Annotated in this window: 14 protein-coding genes and 1 pseudogene; 11 read left to right on the top strand and 4 right to left on the bottom strand. The window is 74.0% G+C overall.

What is annotated here, in order from left to right:
- Positions 1-844, top strand: a pseudogene (locus ACFY04_RS35705) (hypothetical protein); the annotation flags it as partial.
- A 282-nt stretch (positions 845-1,126) separates the two neighbouring features.
- Complete coding sequence (locus ACFY04_RS35710; RefSeq protein ID WP_389123744.1) at positions 1,127-1,975, top strand: hypothetical protein; 849 nt, start codon at positions 1,127-1,129, stop codon at positions 1,973-1,975.
- 67 nt (positions 1,976-2,042) lie between these two features.
- On the opposite strand, the gene ACFY04_RS35715 is transcribed toward ACFY04_RS35710, so the two are convergent.
- Positions 2,043-3,314, bottom strand: a complete 1,272-nt coding sequence (locus tag ACFY04_RS35715) for a DUF1015 family protein (protein WP_389123548.1) — start codon at positions 3,312-3,314, stop codon at positions 2,043-2,045.
- A 113-nt stretch (positions 3,315-3,427) separates the two neighbouring features.
- Here ACFY04_RS35715 and ACFY04_RS35720 point away from each other — a divergent pair, with 113 nt between their 5' ends.
- The 4 genes from ACFY04_RS35720 to ACFY04_RS35735 are packed head-to-tail and all read left to right on the top strand — an operon-like array spanning position 3,428 to position 7,560.
- Positions 3,428-4,525, top strand: coding sequence for an HAD hydrolase-like protein (locus tag ACFY04_RS35720; RefSeq protein ID WP_389123549.1), 1,098 nt, complete (start codon positions 3,428-3,430; stop codon positions 4,523-4,525).
- A gap of 49 nt (positions 4,526-4,574) precedes the next feature.
- Complete coding sequence (locus tag ACFY04_RS35725) at positions 4,575-5,642, top strand: FecCD family ABC transporter permease (protein WP_389123552.1); 1,068 nt, start codon at positions 4,575-4,577, stop codon at positions 5,640-5,642.
- Between the two features lie 20 nt (positions 5,643-5,662).
- Complete coding sequence (locus ACFY04_RS35730) at positions 5,663-6,733, top strand: FecCD family ABC transporter permease (RefSeq protein WP_389123747.1); 1,071 nt, start codon at positions 5,663-5,665, stop codon at positions 6,731-6,733.
- Positions 6,734-6,753: 20 nt separating this feature from the next.
- The gene (locus ACFY04_RS35735; protein ID WP_356790931.1) at positions 6,754-7,560 is read left to right on the top strand and encodes an ABC transporter ATP-binding protein; all 807 of its coding nucleotides are present in this window, start codon (positions 6,754-6,756) and stop codon (positions 7,558-7,560) included.
- A gap of 313 nt (positions 7,561-7,873) precedes the next feature.
- On the opposite strand, the gene ACFY04_RS35740 is transcribed toward ACFY04_RS35735, so the two are convergent.
- Positions 7,874-8,221 (bottom strand): SCP2 sterol-binding domain-containing protein, encoded by a 348-nt coding sequence (locus ACFY04_RS35740; protein ID WP_389123554.1) that lies wholly within the window; start codon positions 8,219-8,221, stop codon positions 7,874-7,876.
- A 64-nt stretch (positions 8,222-8,285) separates the two neighbouring features.
- Between ACFY04_RS35740 and ACFY04_RS35745 the strand changes: the two genes are divergently transcribed.
- From ACFY04_RS35745 to ACFY04_RS35765, 5 genes are all read left to right on the top strand, one after another.
- On the top strand, positions 8,286-8,591 hold the full coding sequence (locus ACFY04_RS35745; RefSeq protein WP_389123556.1) for a hypothetical protein: 306 nt from the start codon (positions 8,286-8,288) through the stop codon (positions 8,589-8,591).
- 7 nt (positions 8,592-8,598) lie between these two features.
- Positions 8,599-9,414: a TlyA family RNA methyltransferase gene (locus ACFY04_RS35750; RefSeq protein ID WP_301372019.1), complete on the top strand. Its 816-nt coding sequence runs from the start codon at positions 8,599-8,601 to the stop codon at positions 9,412-9,414.
- Positions 9,411-10,355, top strand: a complete 945-nt coding sequence (locus ACFY04_RS35755) for an NAD kinase (RefSeq protein ID WP_389123559.1) — start codon at positions 9,411-9,413, stop codon at positions 10,353-10,355. Before ACFY04_RS35750 ends, ACFY04_RS35755 begins: the two co-directional genes overlap by 4 nt.
- A 107-nt stretch (positions 10,356-10,462) precedes the next feature.
- Positions 10,463-12,187 (top strand): DNA repair protein RecN, encoded by a 1,725-nt coding sequence (gene recN, locus ACFY04_RS35760; RefSeq protein ID WP_389123750.1) that lies wholly within the window; start codon positions 10,463-10,465, stop codon positions 12,185-12,187.
- A 195-nt stretch (positions 12,188-12,382) separates the two neighbouring features.
- Positions 12,383-13,495, top strand: coding sequence for a glycosyltransferase family 4 protein (locus ACFY04_RS35765; RefSeq protein ID WP_389123561.1), 1,113 nt, complete (start codon positions 12,383-12,385; stop codon positions 13,493-13,495).
- A 255-nt stretch (positions 13,496-13,750) separates the two neighbouring features.
- Here ACFY04_RS35765 and ACFY04_RS35770 read toward each other — a convergent pair whose 3' ends face one another.
- Complete coding sequence (locus ACFY04_RS35770) at positions 13,751-15,376, bottom strand: PucR family transcriptional regulator (RefSeq protein ID WP_389123562.1); 1,626 nt, start codon at positions 15,374-15,376, stop codon at positions 13,751-13,753.
- Positions 15,377-15,411: 35 nt separating this feature from the next.
- Positions 15,412-16,794 (bottom strand): FAD-binding protein, encoded by a 1,383-nt coding sequence (locus tag ACFY04_RS35775; RefSeq protein WP_389123564.1) that lies wholly within the window; start codon positions 16,792-16,794, stop codon positions 15,412-15,414.
- Positions 16,795-16,818: the final 24 nt, after the last annotated feature.

Raw genomic sequence — 16,818 nt, forward strand, 5'->3', positions numbered from 1 at the left:
TGACGATGACCGTGGCGGCCGTCCCTCCGGTGGCGGCAGCGGTGGCGGCTTCCGCCGTGACGACCGTGGCGGCGACCGTCCCTCGTACCCGCGTCGCGATGACCGTGGTGGCGACCGTCCGTCGTACCCCCGTCGTGACGATGACCGTGGCGGCCGTCCCTCCGGTGGCGGCAGCGGTGGCGGCTTCCGCCGTGACGACCGTGGCGGCGACCGTCCCTCGTACCCGCGTCGTGACGACCGTGGTGGCGACCGTCCGTCGTACCCCCGTCGTGACGATGACCGTGGCGGGCGTCCCTCCGGTGGTGGCGGCGGCTTCCGTCGCGACGACCGCGGTGGCGACCGCCCGTCGTACCCCCGTCGCGAGGACGACCGTGGTGGCCGTCCCTCCGGCGGTGGCGGCGGCTTCCGTCGCGACGACCGTGGCGGCGACCGTCCCTCGTACCCGCGCCGTGACGACCGTGGTGGCGACCGTCCGTCGTACCCCCGTCGTGACGATGACCGTGGCGGCCGTCCCTCCGGTGGTGGCGGCGGCTTCCGTCGCGACGACCGCGGTGGCGACCGTCCGTCGTACCCCCGTCGCGAGGACGACCGTGGTGGCCGTCCCTCCGGCGGTGGCGGCGGCTTCCGCCGTGACGACCGTGGTGGCGACCGCCCGTCCTACCCCCGTCGCGATGACCGTGGTGGCGACCGTCCGTCGTACCCGCGCCGTGAGGACGACCGTGGTGGGTTCCGTGGCGGTCGCGACGACCGTGGCGGCGACCGCCCGTCCTACCCCCGCCGTGAGGACGACCGTGGTGGTCGCCCGGCCGGCGACCGTCCGTCCTACCCGCGTCGTGACGACCGTGGTGGCGACCGTCCGTCGTACCCGCGCCGTGAGGACGACCGTGGTGGGTTCCGTGGCGGTCGCGACGACCGTGGCGGCGACCGCCCGTCCTACCCCCGCCGTGACGACCGCGGTGGCGACCGTGGTGGGTTCCGTGGTGGCCGTGACGATCGCGGTGGTGACCGTGGTGGCTACCGTGGTCGCGATGACCGCGGCGGCGACCGCGACTACCGCTCCGACCGCGACCCGGTCAAGCGGCTCCCGATCGACGAGGACGTCACCGGCCTCGAGATCGACGCCGATGTGCGCCAGGAGCTGCTGAGCCTGCCCAAGGGCCTGGCCGAAGAGGTTTCCAAGAACCTCGTCATGGTCGCGCGGCTGATCGACGACGAGCCCGAGCAGGCCTACGCGTACTCGCGCATCGCCCTGCGGCTGGCCTCCCGCGTCGCCGCTGTCCGCGAGGCCGCCGGCTTCGCCGCGTACGCCACGCAGAAGTACAGCGAGGCCCTCGCGGAGTTCCGCGCCGCCAAGCGCATGACCGGCTCGGTCGAGCTGTGGCCCGTCATGGCCGACTGCGAGCGCGGCCTCGGCCGTCCGGAGCGGGCGCTGGCCATGGCCGGCGAGCCCGAGGTGCAGAAGCTGGACAAGGCCGGCCAGGTCGAGATGCGTCTGGTCGCGGCCGGTGCCCGGCGGGACCAGGGGCAGCTCGAAGCGGCCATCGTGACCCTGCAGAGCCCGGAGCTGGCCTCCAGCTCGGTCCAGCCCTGGACCGCGCGCCTGCGGTACGCCTACGCCGACGCCCTGCTGGCGGCCGGTCGTGAGGACGAGGCGCGCGAGTGGTTCGGCAAGACCCTCGAAGCGGACAAGGACGGGGCCACCGACGCCTCCGACCGTCTCGCCGAGCTCGACGGTGTCGAGTTCGTCGACGCCTCGATCGACCTGTCCGACCTCGCCGAGGGCGAGGACGAGCGCGAGGACGAGCGCGAGGACGAGGGCGAGGACGAGGATGACGACGAGGGCGAGGACGCGGCGGAGATCGCCGCGGCCGAGCGCGCCTCCGACGTCGCCGAGTACTACGACGAGGACGACGAGGAGTACGAGCCGCTGGAGCAGTCCGAGGCCGACGCCGACGTCGAGGGCGACAAGGCCTGAGGCACGGTGACATGAAGAAGGGCGGTACCCCGACCGGGGTACCGCCCTTCTTCATGTCCGGAAGTGGTCAGCCCAGGCCGCGCAGGACCAGGCCGGTGGCCGGTTTCGGTCCGAAGGACGTGGACTTGCGGGGCATGGTGACGCCCTGGCGGGCCAGGTCCCGTACGACTTCCTCGCGTACGGGATGCAGCAGGACCGCCGTGCCGCCGTGCCGCTCGGCCATGGCCACGGTGGACGCGGCGTCGTGGATGTACGTGATCTGGTCCGGGGCGTCCGGGATGTGCCAGAGGGCGTCGAGCAGGGTCGCGTGCAGGACGGTCGCGTCCAGCCGGCGCCAGGCCTCGGGACGGTCGTGGCGGACCGTGGTGTCGAGGAGCGCCAGGTCAGGGTCGGTGACCAGGTGGAAGGCGCCGTCGCCGGCGATCAGGAAGGCGTTGCCGCGTTCCGAGGCGTCCGCGAGGGTGTCCAGGGCCAGCGGGAGCGGTCCGTCGACCGGGCGGACGCGGAAGTGGCCGTCGAGGGCCGCGAGGGCGTCCGGCACCGGGAGGCGGCGCAGCATCCGGTGGATGGCGCGGACCTGGAGCGGATAGCGGGCGGTGTCCACGAGGAGGACCAGGCCGAAGTCCCAGGCGGTGGGGGAGCCGTGCTCCTCCTGGAGGCGCAGGTACGTCGCCCAGCGGTGGTGGCCGTCGGCGATGAGGGCCTGGCGGTGGCTGAGGTCCGCCATGACGGCTTCGAGTTCGGCCGGATCCGTGATGGCCCACAGGCGGTGCTGGAAGCCGTCCTCGGTGGTGGTCGACAGGAGGGGGGCGAGCTGGGCGGTCCGTTCGACGACCGCGGCCGCTCCCGTGCCCGGGTCGTCGCCCCGGTAGGTGAGCAGGAGGGGTTCGAGGTTGGCGGAGGTGGCCCGCATCAGGCCGGCCCGGTCGGTGACCACGTCCGGCATGACGTCCTCGTGGGGCAGGACGATGCCGGCGTCGGCGGTGGACAGGGCCAGGGCGCCGATGACGCCGCGCTGGAGCAGTCCGGCCCGGCGCTGCTCGTAGACGTAGAGCGCGGGCTCGGGGTCGGCGCTGAGGATGCCCTTGGCGAGCCAGTCGTGCAGGGTGCGGGCGGCCTGCTCGTTGCGCGCGGCCGGGGTACCCGCCTGCGGGAGGATCAGGCGGACGATGTTGTGCGGGTCGGCGGATTCGAGGTGGTCGACTCCGTCGGGACGCACGACCACGTCGTACGGCGGCGAGGTGACGGCGGCGAGGCTGCCGACACGCTCGGGGACGTAGCGCAGGCCATGGAACGGGATCAGGCGCAGCCCATGCTCCGCGGTACCAGATGTGGTCATTGGTGCATGGTAAATCGCGTCTCGCCATGCGGGATGATCGGGGCAGTACGGAATCGGACAAGGTCGATCCCCCCCCGGCTGCCGCTGGGAGGGCCCCGGGAGGAGCGGACAGGATGAGCCGGCAGAGCAGGACCAGTCCCGCGGCGAGTGAGCAGAGTCTGCACCAGGCGTACGACACCGCGCTGCTGGATCTGGACGGGGTGGTGTACGCGGGCGGCGAGGCCATCGCGTACGCCGTGGAGTCCCTCGCCGCGGCCCGGGCGGACGGGATGCACCTCGCGTACGTCACGAACAACGCGCTGCGGACGCCGGACGCGGTCGCGGAGCACCTGGGCGAGCTGGGCATCCCGACGGTGGCGGCCGAGGTGATCACCTCGGCGCAGGCGGTGGCCCGGCTGATCGCGGAGCAGGTGGAGCCGGGGTCGAAGGTGCTGGTGATCGGCGGGGACGGGCTGCGGGTCGCGCTGCGCGAGCGGGGCCTGGTGCCGGTGGAATCGGCGGAGGAGGAGGGGCTCGCGGCGGTCGTCCAGGGGTACGGCGGTCCCGACCTGCCGTGGGGGCGGTTCGCGGAGGCCTCGTACGCGATCAACCGCGGAGTGCCGTGGTTCGCGTCGAACACCGACCTGACGATTCCGGGGGCGCGGGGGATCGCGCCGGGCAACGGGGCTGCGGTGGAGGTCGTACGGATCGCCACGGGCGCGGAGCCGCAGGTGGCGGGCAAGCCGCTGCCCCCGATGCACCGGGAGACGGTGCTGCGGACCGGGGCGGAGCGGCCGCTGGTGGTGGGGGACCGGCTGGACACCGACATCGAGGGTGCCTTCAACGGGGAGGTGGACTCGCTGCTGGTGCTGACCGGGGTCACGGACGCGGAGCAGCTGCTGCGGGCCGAGCCCAGGCACCGTCCGACCTATGTGGACCGGGACCTGCGGGGGTTGCTGACCGGGCAGCCGGAAGTGGAGCCGTGCGCGGAGGGTTTCCGGTGCGGCGGCTGGACGGCGGTCGCGACGAACGGCGGCGTGCTGGAACTGCGAGAGGCCGGAGAGGGCGGAGAGGCCGGAGAGGGCGGAGAGGTCGGGCAGGGCGGGCAGGGCGGGGAAGTCGGGGATCCGCTCGACGCGCTGCGGGCGCTGTGCGCGGCGGCCTGGACGGTGGCCGGGGACGGGGTCTGCACCCTCGATGCGGCGAAGGCGCTGGCCAGGCTGGGTCTTTAGGGCCGTCCGGGGGATCCGCCCGTGCGGAGGGTAGGTTAGCCTAACCTGCGTGTTGGTCGAGAGTCCCCCCGAACCCGAACGGAGCGCGGCGCCCGAAGAGGGCGACGCCGCCGCCGTAGCCCGCCCGCGCCATGCCGCGCGCGCCGCCGGTCTGCTCGCCGCTCTCGCGGTGCTGGCACTGATCGCCGTCGTGAGCATCGCCGTGGGCGCCAAGCAGATGTCCCTGGACGAGGTCTGGCACGGCCTGTTCGCCTACGCGGGTACGCCCGCCGATGTGGTGGTGCGGGATCTGCGGATCCCGCGCACCCTGCTCGGGCTGATGGTCGGGCTCGGACTCGGCCTGTCCGGTGCCGTGATGCAGGCGCTGACCCGTAACCCGCTGGCCGAGCCCGGCATCCTCGGCGTCAACGCGGGTGCCGCGGCCGCCGTGGTCTCCGCGATCAGCTTCTTCGGCGCGAGTTCGCTGAACGAGTTCGTGTGGTGGGCCTTCCTCGGCGCCGCGTTCGTCTCGGTCCTCGTGTACGTGCTCGGCGGCAGCCGCAGCGCGACCCCGGTGCGCCTCGCGCTCGCCGGTACGGCGGCCAGCGCGGCACTCGTCGGCTACATCAACGCCGTGCAGCTGATGGACAGCAAGGCGCTGGACAAGCTGCGCTTCTGGACGGTGGGCTCGCTGGCCTCGGCCAACATGGACACCGTCCGGCAGGTGGCCCCCTTCCTGCTCGTCGGCGCGTTGCTCGCGCTGGTGCTGGGCCGGCCGCTCAACGCGATGGCGATGGGCGACGACACGGCGCGGGCGCTCGGCGCCCACCTGACGCGGACCCGGATCGGCGCCATGGTCGCCATCACCCTGCTGTGCGGTGCGGCGACCGCCGCGTGCGGACCCATCGTGTTCATCGGGCTGATGGTCCCGCACCTCGTCCGGGCCTTCACCGGTCCCGACATGCGCTGGGTGCTCGCGTACTCGGCCGTCCTGTCGCCGGCCCTGCTGCTCGGCTCCGACATCGTCGGCCGAGTCGTCACCCGGCCCGCCGAACTGCAGGTCGGCGTCGTGACCGCGCTCATCGGCGGCCCGGTCTTCATCTACCTGGTTCGGCGCAAGAGGATGGCCCAGCTGTGACCGCGACCGCGCCCACCACCGTGACCGCGACCGACACCCCCCGCAAGGGCCGCCGGTCCGGCCCCCGTCCGCTGCACCTGCCCGGCGGGGTCTCGTTGCGCGTCGAACGGCGCGCCCTGGCCGTCGGGGTCCTGCTGACTGTCGCGGCGCTCGCGATGTCCGTCGTGCTCATCGGCACCGGCGACTTCGAGATCGCGCCGTGGGACGTCGTACAGACCCTGCTCGGCAACGGCACCCCCGCCACCGACTTCATCGTCAACGACCTGCGGCTGCCGCGGGCCCTGGTCGCGCTGCTCGTCGGCGCGGCGCTCGGGATCTCCGGAGCCGTCTTCCAGTCCGTCTCCCGCAACCCGCTGGGCTCCCCGGACCTGCTCGGCTTCGGCTACGGCTCGGCGGTCGGCGCGCTCGTCGTCATCATCCTGTTCAAGGGCGGCGCCACCGAGGTGGCCGTCGGCGCGCTGGTCGGCGGTCTGCTGGCCGGAGCCGCCGTCTACCTGCTCGCCTACAAGCAGGGCATCCAGGGCTACCGGCTGGTGCTGGTCGGCATCGGCGCCTCCGCCATGCTCGTCGCCGTGATCCAGTACCTGATCACGAAGGCCCAGCTGATCGAGGCCACGCGGGCCATGGTCTGGCTGACCGGCTCGCTGGCCGGCCGGGACTGGGCGCAGGTGTGGCCGCTGCTCGCGGTGTGCGCGGTGCTCTTCCCGCTGGTCCTCGGGCAGGGCAGGGCCCTGCGGATGATGGAGATGGGCGACGACGCCGCGTACGCGCTCGGGGTGCGGGTGGAGCGGACGCGGCTGCTGCTGATGCTCGCGGCGATCCTGCTCACCACCGCGGCGAGCGCAGCGGCCGGGCCCATCAGCTTCGTCGCGCTGGCCGCGCCGCAGCTGGCCCGGCGGCTGACCCGCTCGCCCGGCGGGAACCTGGTGAACGCCGCCCTGATGGGCTCGGTGCTGCTGATGGTGTCCGACTGGGCCTCGCAGCGGGCCTTCGGCGCCGACCAGCTGCCGGTGGGTGTGGTGACCGGCCTCGTCGGCGGTGTCTACCTGCTCTGGCTGCTCGTCACCGAGCGCAAGGCGGGACGTATATGAACCTGATGAGGAGTACGCAAGTGCAGCGGCTGACCGCGGAGAACGTGACCCTCGGCTACGACCAGCGGGTCATCGCCGAGAACCTGTCGGTGGAGATCCCCGACAACTCCTTCACGGTGATCGTCGGCCCCAACGCCTGCGGCAAGTCCACGCTCCTGCGGGCCCTGTCGCGGATGCTGAAGCCGTCCACCGGGCGGGTGCTGCTGGACGGGCAGGCCATCGGGTCGATGCCCGCGAAGAAGGTCGCCAAGACCCTGGGCCTGCTCCCGCAGTCCTCGATCGCGCCCGACGGGATCACGGTGGCCGACCTGGTCTCGCGCGGCCGGTACCCGCACCAGGGGCTGCTGCGGCAGTGGTCGGCCGAGGACGAGCGGGTCGTGAACGAGTCGATGGCCTCGACCGGGGTCGCCGAGCTCGCCGACCGGGCCGTGGACGAGCTGTCGGGCGGGCAGCGGCAGCGCGTGTGGATCGCGATGGCGCTGGCCCAGCAGACGCCGCTGCTGCTGCTCGACGAGCCGACGACGTACCTGGACATCCAGCACCAGATCGACGTGCTGGACCTGTGCGCGGAGCTGCACGAGACGCAGGGGCGAACGCTGGTGGCGGTGCTGCACGACCTGAATCACGCGGCCCGGTACGCCACGCACCTGATCGCGATGCGGGGCGGGAAGGTCGTCGCGGAGGGGCCGCCGGCCGAGGTGGTGACGGCGGAGCTCGTGGAGAAGGTGTTCGGGCTGCGCTGCCAGGTGATCCCGGATCCGGAGACGGGGACGCCGCTGGTGGTTCCGGCGGCGCGCAAGGCCCGTGCGGTGGCCCGGGCGGAGTAGCCCCCGGCTGGCCGGGCGGCTTCGGGTGCGGGCCGGTTGCCGGGGGCTCCGCCCCCGGACCCCCGCGCCTCAAACGCCGGCGGGGCTGGAAAGACCGGGGCTCCGCCCCCGGCCCCGCGCCTCAATCGCCGGCGGGGCTGGAAGAACGCCTCAATCGCCGGCGGGGCTTGGAGGGTGGAGGGTGCCGGCTGGGCTGGAGGGTGCCGAGGGGGCTGGAGGGGGCTGGAGGGGGCTGGAGGGGGCGGCGGGGCTTGGAGGGTGCCGAGGGGGCTGGAGAAGGCGGCGGGGCTGGACGAGGGGGAGTGCGGCGCGGCTAGAGCATGGTCTTGAGGCGGAGCAGGTCGCGGAACCCGGCCTCCAGTCTGACGCGGCCCGAGGCCCAGGCCTTCGCGAACTTCAGCTCGCCGGCGACCAGTGCCACGAGGTCGTCGCCCGTCATCGCGAGCCGGATCTCGGCCTTCGCCGCGGGCGGGCCCGGGGCGACCGCGTCCACCCGGATCCGGCCCGCGTCGAGGCGGCCCGTGAACGTCTGGTCCAGGTCGGTGATGTGGCAGCTCAGGGAGCGGTCGAACGCGGCCGCGCCGCGTACGCCGCCGTCGGCCCGTGCGAGATTGCCGGAGAGGTTGTCGAGTGCTTCGCGGCACTCCTGGATCGTAGCCATCGTGATCACGACCGTACCGCAGAGCCATGCGTGGTCGCGGGGCGCTTCGGGGTAGCGTCGGGGCATGACCGACGAAGCCGCCGACCCCCGGGTCGAAGCCTCCGCCGAGCCCGTTGAGCCCGTCGAGCCCGTCGAGCCCGTCGAGCCCGTCGAGCCCGTCGAGCCCGCCGGGCCCGTGGCGCTGGGCGTCGTACGCACGCCCACCGGCCACGCCGGCGTGGACGCGCACCTGGCGCGGCTGGCGGACGCGGACCACCTCGCGGCGGACGGACACGTCGAGGTGTACGAGGATGTCCACCGGGGGCTGCGCGAGGCGCTGACCGCGCTGGACGCACCGCCCGTCCCCGGACCGTACGAAAACAGGAGCTGAACCGAACGTGGCAGGAGTGGCACGCCGCCGCCTGGACGCCGAACTGGTACGCCGCAGCATGGCCCGCTCGCGCGAGCACGCCGCGCAGCTGATCGCCGCGGGCCGGGTGACCGTGGGCGGCACGACCGCGACCAAGGCGGCCACCCAGGTCGAGACCAGCGCGGCCCTGGTGGTCCGCAAGGACGACAGCGACCCCGACTACGTCTCCCGGGGCGGCCACAAGCTGGCCGGCGCGCTGGCGGCCTTCCAGCCGCAGGGGCTGGCCGTAGAGGGCCGCCGCGCGCTGGACGCCGGCGCCTCCACCGGCGGGTTCACCGACGTGCTGCTGCGCTCGGGCGTGGCCCACGTGATGGCCGTGGACGTCGGCTACGGGCAGCTGGCCTGGTCGCTGCAGAGCGACGACCGGGTCACGGTCAAGGACCGTACGAACGTGCGCGAGCTGACGGTGGAGCAGCTCGACGGGGTCCCGGTCGACCTGGTCGTCGGTGACCTGTCGTTCATTTCCATCGGTCTGGTGCTGCCGGCGCTGGTGCGCTGCTGCGCGCCGGACGCGGACCTGGTGCTGATGGTCAAGCCGCAGTTCGAGGTCGGCAAGGACCGGCTGGGCAGCGGCGGAGTGGTGCGCAGCCCGGAGCTGAGGGCCGGTGCCGTACGCGAGGTCGCGGCGCAGGCGGCGAAGCTGGGGCTGGGTGTTCTCGGCGTGACGGCGAGTCCGCTGCCGGGGCCGTCGGGGAACGTCGAGTACTTTCTGTGGCTGCGGGCGGGGGCACCGGCCCTCGATCCGGCGGATGTTGACCGTGCAGTGGCGGAGGGGCCGCAGTGACAGATTCAGCGGGTTCAGCAGGTGCAGCGGGTTCACGTGTTTCGGGGGAAGGGCGGACAGTCTTCCTGCTCGCGCACACCGGGCGGCCTGCGGCCATCCGCAGCGCCGAGCTGGTCGTGCAGGGGCTGCTGAGATGCGGGCTGGGCGTACGCGTCATGGAGCACGAGGCGGTGGACCTGCCGCTGCCCCCCGAGGTGGAGCTGGTCACCGAGTCCACCCCGGGGGTGCTCGACGGGTGTGAGCTGCTCATCGTCCTCGGCGGGGACGGGACCCTGCTGCGGGGCGCGGAGTTCGCGCGCGCCTCGGGGGTGCCGATGCTGGGCGTCAACCTGGGCCGGGTGGGGTTCCTCGCCGAGGCCGAGCGCGACGACCTGGACAAGGTCGTGGACCGGGTGGTGACGCGCTCGTACGAGGTCGAGGAGCGCATGACGCTCGACGTGATAGTGCGCACGAACGGCGATGTGGTCCACCGGGACTGGGCGCTGAACGAGGCCGCGGTCCAGAAGGTGTCCCCGGAGCGGATGCTGGAGGTGGTCCTGGAGATCGACGGGCGCCCGGTGACCGGCTTCGGCTGCGACGGGATCGTCTGCGCGACTCCGACGGGCTCCACGGCCTACGCCTTCTCCGCGGGCGGGCCGGTGGTCTGGCCGGAGGTGGAGGCGCTGCTGCTGGTGCCGATCAGCGCGCACGCGCTGTTCGCGAAGCCGCTGGTGACCTCGCCGACCTCGGTGCTGGCGGTGGAGGTGCAGAACGGCACGCCGCACGGAGTGCTGTGGTGCGACGGGCGGCGCATGCTGGAGCTGCCCGCCGGGGCACGGGTCGAGGTGCGGCGTGGTGCGGTGCCGGTGCGGCTCGCCCGGCTGCACCACGCGTCCTTCACGGACCGGCTCGTCGCCAAGTTCGCGCTGCCGGTGTCGGGTTGGCGTGGGGCGCCGCACTGAGGCGCAGCTCACACCTCTCTGATAGCACATCCGTTCGAACAACTTGGAACGGGTGACGTCACATGGCACCCATGAAACCTCGGTATCGTCGTCCCGTGCTTGAGGAGATGCGGATACGGTCGCTCGGGGTCATCGACGACGCGGTGGTCGAGCTGTCGCCCGGATTCACCGCGGTGACCGGCGAGACCGGCGCGGGCAAGACGATGGTCGTCACCAGCCTCGGGCTGCTGCTCGGCGGTCGCGCCGACCCGGCCCTGGTACGGATCGGGGCCAAGGCCGCGGTGGTCGAGGGCCGCATCGTCATGCGCCCCGACGCCCCCGCCGCCGTACGCGCCGAGGAGGCCGGGGCCGAGCTCGACGACGGCGCCCTGCTGATCAGCCGGACCGTGTCCGCCGAGGGGCGCTCGCGCGCCCACGTCGGCGGCCGCTCCGTCCCCGTCGGACTGCTCGCCGAGCTCGCCGACGACCTGGTCGCCGTACACGGGCAGACCGACCAGCAGGGGCTGCTGCGCCCCGCCCGGCAGCGGCAGGCGCTCGACCGGTACGCCGGGGACGCCGTCGCCGTCCCGCTGGAGAAGTACGGCTCGGCCTACCGCAGGCTCCGTGCCGTCGCCGTCGAGCTGGAGGAGATCACCACCCGGGCCCGCGAACGGGCCCAGGAGGCGGACCTGCTGCGCTTCGGGCTGGACGAGATCGCGGCCGTGGAACCGGTGGCCGGCGAGGACGCCGAACTCGCCGCCGAGGCGGAGCGGCTCGGGCACGCCGAATCGCTGTCCACGGCGGCGCAGCTGGCGCACGCCGCGCTCGCGGGCAACCCCGAGGACCCGGAGGCCATCGACGCGAACATGCTCGTCGCGGGCGCCCACCGGGCGCTGGAATCCGTACGGTCCCACGACCCGGCCCTCGGCGCGCTCGCCGAGCGGATCGGGGAACTGGGAATCCTGCTGTCCGACGTGGCCGGGGAACTGGCGGGCTACGCCGACGACCTGGACGCCGATCCGCTGCGGCTGGCCGCGGTGGAGGAGCGGCGGGCCGCCCTGACGCAGCTCACCCGCAAGTACGGCTCCGCGGGCACCGTGGACGCCGTACTGGAGTGGGCCGAACAGGGCGCGGCGCGGCTGCTGGAACTGGACGGCGACGACGAGCGGATCACCGAGCTGACCGCCGAGCGCGACGGACTGCGCGGTGAACTGTCCCTGCTGGCACAGGCGTTGACGGACGCCCGGGTGGAGGCCGCGACGCGCTTCGCCTCCGCGGTGACGGAGGAGCTGGCCTCGCTGGCGATGCCCCACGCCCGCGTGACCATCGACATCCGGCAGGCCGAGGACCCCGACGGAGTGGACGTGGACGGCCGCCCGGTCGCCTACGGCCCTTCGGGCGCGGACGAGGTCGAGCTGCTGCTGGCCCCGCACCCCGGCGCCCAGCCGCGGCCGATCGCCAAGGGCGCCTCGGGCGGTGAGCTGTCCCGGGTGATGCTGGCCGTCGAGGTCGTCTTCGCGGGCTCCGACCCGGTGCCCACCTACCTCTTCGACGAGGTCGACGCGGGCGTCGGCGGCAAGGCGGCCGTCGAGGTGGGCCGGCGGCTGGCGAAGCTGGCCAAGTCGGCGCAGGTCGTGGTCGTCACGCACCTGCCGCAGGTGGCGGCCTTCGCGGACCGGCAGCTGCTCGTCGAGAAGACCAACGACGGATCGGTCACCCGGAGCGGGGTCACCGTCCTGGAGGGCGAGGACCGGATCCGCGAGCTGTCGCGCATGCTGGCCGGCCACGAGGACTCGGTCTCGGCGCGGGCGCACGCCGAGGAACTGCTGGCGGCGGCGCGCGCGGACGCGTGAGATGACACACGGCGCGAAGGGCCCGGAACGCGCGCCGTTCCGGGCCCTTCGCCGTCCGGGGATGGCCCGTGTGGGTGAGGCTGAGGCGCGTCCGGCGGTATCTCGTACGGGATCCGCACCCGTATGGTCCCGGAACGCGCGTGCGGACTGGCATCCTTGGCGTTCTCTGACTCCCTCACCCTGGAGCTTCGGCCCGTGAGCAGCTCCCCGGTCTCCACCTCCCTCCCGGCCCAGCCCTACGGCCGGCCGCCGCTGCGCACCGTGCAAGTACTCGGCGGCGGTGCGGGCGCGGGCAGCAGTGCCCACGTACGGTCCCTCGCGACCGGCCTCGCCGCGCGCGGGGTACGGGTCACGGTGTGCGCGCCCGTCCAGGCGGAGGGGGAGTACGACTTCACCGGCGCCGGGGCGCAGTTCGCGCCCGACGCGGTCAGCGTGCTGCGGGCCGCCTGTGCCGGGGCGGACCTCGTGCACGCGCACGGCGTGCGCGCCGGGATGCGCGCCGCGCTGGCCATACGGGGGCGCCGGGTGCCGCTGGTGGTGAGCTGGCACGGCGAGGGCCCCACGGCGGCCGGTGCGCTCGGGCGGCTGGGCCGGATGCTGGAACGGCACGTCGCGCGGGCCGCCGCGGTGGTGCTCGGGGCCTCCTCGGACCAGGTCGACGCAGCGCGGCTGCGGGGCGCCAGGGACGCGCGGCTGGCCCCGGTGGCGGTACCGGCGGGTCCGGAGGCGGCGGCCGACCCCGGCAAGGTGCGGGCGGAACTCGGCGCAGTGGAACGGCCGCTGCTGATCGCCGTCGGCAGCCTGGTGCCGCACCGCGGGTACTCCGTACTGCTCGACGCGGCACGGGAGTGGCGCGGCCTGGACCCGGCACCGCTGCTGGTGATCGCGGGGGAGGGGCCGCTACGGGCGGAGCTCTCCCGGCGGATCGAGGCGGAGGGACTCCCGGTACGGCTGCTGGGGCGCCGCCGGGACGCGGCGCAGCTGCTGGCGGCGGCCGACCTGGCGGTGCTGCCCAGCCGGTGGGAGGCGCGGGCGCTGCTGGCGCAGGAGGCACTGCGGGTGGGCGTGCCGCTGGTCGCCACGGCGGTGGGCGGTGTCCCGGAACTGGTGGGGGAGGGCGCGGTACTGGTCCCGCCGGGGGAGCCGGGGCCGCTCGCCTCGGCCGTGACCGGCCTGCTGGCCGACCCGGACCGCCGGGCCGCCCTGGTGGCCGCGGGGCGCGTCCAGGCCGCCACGTGGCCGTCGGAGGACGACACGGTGGCGCAGGTCCTGTCGGTCTACGACGAACTGATGGAACGCCGTAGGTAGCCTCCCAGCGGGGTAACGGTTGCCGGCTGCGGCCCGCCCGCCCCCGGGTGTCGCCGCGCTTTCACCTCAATCGCCGGCGGGGCTGAAATGCAGCCCCGCCGGCGATTGAGGCGCGGGTCCGGGCAGGGCCCCGGGGAACGGTGGAAGGGCGGGTGGGGGACAGCCCCGCAGGGCCGTCGGCCACCCGCCCGCACGCAGGCGACACCGGCATCCCCCGCCCAGGAGTCGACGGACGGAGTCCGGCGCAGCGGCGCGTCAGGAAGGAGCGGGCGCGTGGCGGCGGGCGCGGAGGGCCAGGCTCAGGGAGAGAACCGTTTCGGGGTCGTCCAGGTCCGTGCCCAGGAGTTCCGAGATGCGGGCCAGCCGGTTGTAGAGCGTCTGCCGGTTCAGATGGAGCTCACGCGCCGTCTCCGCCTTGCGGCCCGCGTGGGCCAGGTACGTCTCCAGCGTCGGCAGCAGCGGCGGGCGCGACGTCGTGTCGTGCGTGCGCAGCGGCCCGATCGCGCGGTCCACGAAGGCGGCCAGGTCGGGGTGTTCGCGCAGCCGCCACAGCAGCAGGTCGATGTCCAGGCGGCGGGCGTCGTACCAGGGGCGGGCCGGCAGGCCGTGGGCGGCCGTGGCGGTCTCCGCGGCGTGGCGCAGACCCGCCGAGGCCGCCGCCCAGCCACCCGCCACGCCGACGACCACGGCCGGCGGGGCGTCGGCCCGGTCCAGGCCCGCGCGTTCGACGCCCGCCCGCAGCGCGGCCGAGACCCGGTCCGCCACCGCCGTACGCTCCGACTCCGCGCGCAGGGAGACCAGCAGCGGCACACGGCCCTCGACCGGGCGGACGCCCAGCAGGACCGGGACCCCGACGGACGACAGCTCCTCCAGCACCGCACGGGCCAGGACCGCCCAGTTCCCGGACGCACCGAGGTCCGAGGCCAGCCGCATCACCACCGGCAGCAGCGGACCGCCGCCCGGCTTGAAGCCCAGGACACGGGCCTGCGCCGGTGCGTCCTCCGCCGAGATACGGCCCTCCGCCAGGTCCGTCAGGAAGTCGCCGCGGCCGCGCGCCGCCAGCTCCTCCTCCTGCCGCGCCTGCATCAGGACGACGGCCAGGACGCCCGCCGTGCGTTCGGCCGCCATCCGGTGCACCGGGAGCAGCGGGGCCGATACACCGACCAGGACGACCCGGGCCCGGACCGAGCCGGTGCCGTGGCCCCCGCCCGGTACGTCGACCACCACCGTGTTCGTGGAGGGTTCGGCCTCGCGCTGGCCCCGCAGGCCCTCCCACACCTGGAGCGGGTCCGCGCCCGCGTCCCCGGCCGCGCTGCCGGCCGCGTACAGGAGCTGCCCGTCGGGGGTCTCCAGGAAGACCGGGTTCCCCGTGAAGTCGGCCAGGATCCGCAGGACCTGCGGGATGCCCCCACCGCCCAGCAGGGCCTCCGTACAGCGGCGGTGGACCTCCTCGGCCCGCTGGAGCAGGGCGTAGTGGTGGTTGACGATCTCGGTGTGGACCTCCTCCGTGACCGCCACGAAGGGGACCTCCCGGTGGAGCTGGACCAGGGGCAGCCCCGCCGAGCGCGCGGTCTCCACGAGGGTCGCCGGCAGCCGGGTGAAGCGCGGCCCCAGTTCGACGACCAGGGCGGCGATCCCGCGGTCCGCGAGGCGGCGTACGAAGGCACGCTGCTCGGCCGGCCGGGTGCCGAGGCCCAGGCCCGTGGTCAGCAGCAGCTCACCGCCCTTGAGCAGCGAAGCGATGTTCGGCACCTCGCCTGCGTGAACCCAGCGGACGGTCCGCCCCAGGCGGTCGGCGCAGGCCACCACCTCCGGGAGTCCGCTGCGCAGCCCCGGCAGCTCCAGTGCCCGCTGAACCGTGATCCCGCCCTGGTTTTCCATATCGCGGGACGCTACCGGCAGAACCGTGCCCATCGTCAGGTGGGCTGGATGTTGTGGTTGAAGCGGAAGATGTTGTCCGGGTCGTACTGCCGCTTCAGCGCGCCCAGCCGCTGCATGTTCTCGCCGCCGAGGCCCGAGACCACCCGCTCCACACCCTCGTCCCCGGTGAAGTTGAGGTAGACCGCGCCGGTGCTCCACGGCCGGGCGTCGGCGCGGACGTCCTTGACCCACTGCCGGCAGCGCTCGTCGTCGGCCGCGTCCTCCCAGATCCCGAACGGGTGAACCGCCCACGGCGAGTCGCGGTACGGAACGGGGTAGTCGGCCGGGCCGGAGGCGATGGCGCCGCCCTGCGGGAAGACCAGGTGCTGGGTGCCGGTCGGTACCGGCATGACCTCGGCGCGGGCGCAGAAGACGTCCACGAACGCGTCGGGACAGCCGGTGAGGTACTCGGCCGACCAGTAGTTCCGCATGCCCGGCGGGTCGTCGATCATGCACTGGAGATCGGCGTACGGGATGGCCGTGACGATCTCCGACTCGTGGGGGATCGCCAGCAGCGGCTCGGCCAGCTTCCGCATCTCGTCCTCGGGGCCCGCGTACGTCAGCAGCGCCCCGGCCAGCAGCCGGCCGACCAGGTGCGGCGGGACGAACTCCTCGGGCGGGCCGGTGAGGTAGAGCGCGGCGCCCGAGGCCTCGGGCGGTGCGGCCTCGATGACGTCCCGGTACGTACGGACCACCTCGGGCCCGCGCTCCGGCAGGTACAGCAGGAACGCGATCGACATGGCGGGCAGTTCGTACAGCCGCAGGGTCAGCGAGGTGGCGACGCCGAAGTTCCCGCCACCGCCGTGCAGCCCCCAGAACAGCCCCGGGTGCTCCTCCGCGGTGGCGTGGATCAGCTCGCCCTCGGCGGTGACCAGGTCCACGCCCAGCAGGTTGTCCACGGCCAGGCCGAACTTCCGGTCCAGCCAGCCGCTGCCGCCGCCCAGGACGAAACCGCCGACGCCGGTGGTGGAGGCGCGGCCGCCGGTGGTCGCCAGCCCGTACGGTTCGCAGGCCCGGTCCAGGTGGCTCATGGTGGCCCCGCCCTCGATGTGCGCGGCCCCGGCCGCCGGATGGACCGTCACCTCGTGCATCCGCCGCAGGTCCACGACGAGGCCGCCGTCGTTGAGGGACATCCCGGCCACGCTGTGCCCGCCGCCGCGCACGGCGATGTTCAGGTCCAGTTCCCTCGCGAACCGCACGGCGGTCACCACGTCCGCCGTGCTCTCGCACTGGGCGATGACGGCGGGTCTGCGGTCGATCATCGCGTTGAAGAGGGTCCGGGCCTCGTCGTACCCCGGATCCTCCGGGGCGAAGACCTCGCCGGACAGATCCTCGCGGAGCGCGGTCAGGGCCGCGCCCGCCTTCGACAGGGGAGCCATGGCTGCCCCCTTCCACCGGAGGGA

This window comes from Streptomyces sp. NPDC001549 (assembly GCF_042894025.1).
Lineage (GTDB): Bacteria > Actinomycetota > Actinomycetes > Streptomycetales > Streptomycetaceae > Streptomyces > Streptomyces kutzneri.

Excerpts from the sequence above, each read along its gene's own strand:
- ACFY04_RS35715 (WP_389123548.1), bottom strand. The coding sequence starts at position 3,314 with ATGACCACATCTGGTACCGCGGAGCATGGGCTGCGCCTGATCCCGTTC.
- ACFY04_RS35720 (WP_389123549.1), top strand. The coding sequence starts at position 3,428 with ATGAGCCGGCAGAGCAGGACCAGTCCCGCGGCGAGTGAGCAGAGTCTG.
- ACFY04_RS35740 (WP_389123554.1), bottom strand. The coding sequence starts at position 8,221 with ATGGCTACGATCCAGGAGTGCCGCGAAGCACTCGACAACCTCTCCGGC.
- ACFY04_RS35745 (WP_389123556.1), top strand. The coding sequence starts at position 8,286 with ATGACCGACGAAGCCGCCGACCCCCGGGTCGAAGCCTCCGCCGAGCCC.
- recN (WP_389123750.1), top strand. The coding sequence starts at position 10,463 with ATGCGGATACGGTCGCTCGGGGTCATCGACGACGCGGTGGTCGAGCTG.
- ACFY04_RS35770 (WP_389123562.1), bottom strand. The coding sequence starts at position 15,376 with ATGGAAAACCAGGGCGGGATCACGGTTCAGCGGGCACTGGAGCTGCCG.
- ACFY04_RS35775 (WP_389123564.1), bottom strand. The coding sequence starts at position 16,794 with ATGGCTCCCCTGTCGAAGGCGGGCGCGGCCCTGACCGCGCTCCGCGAG.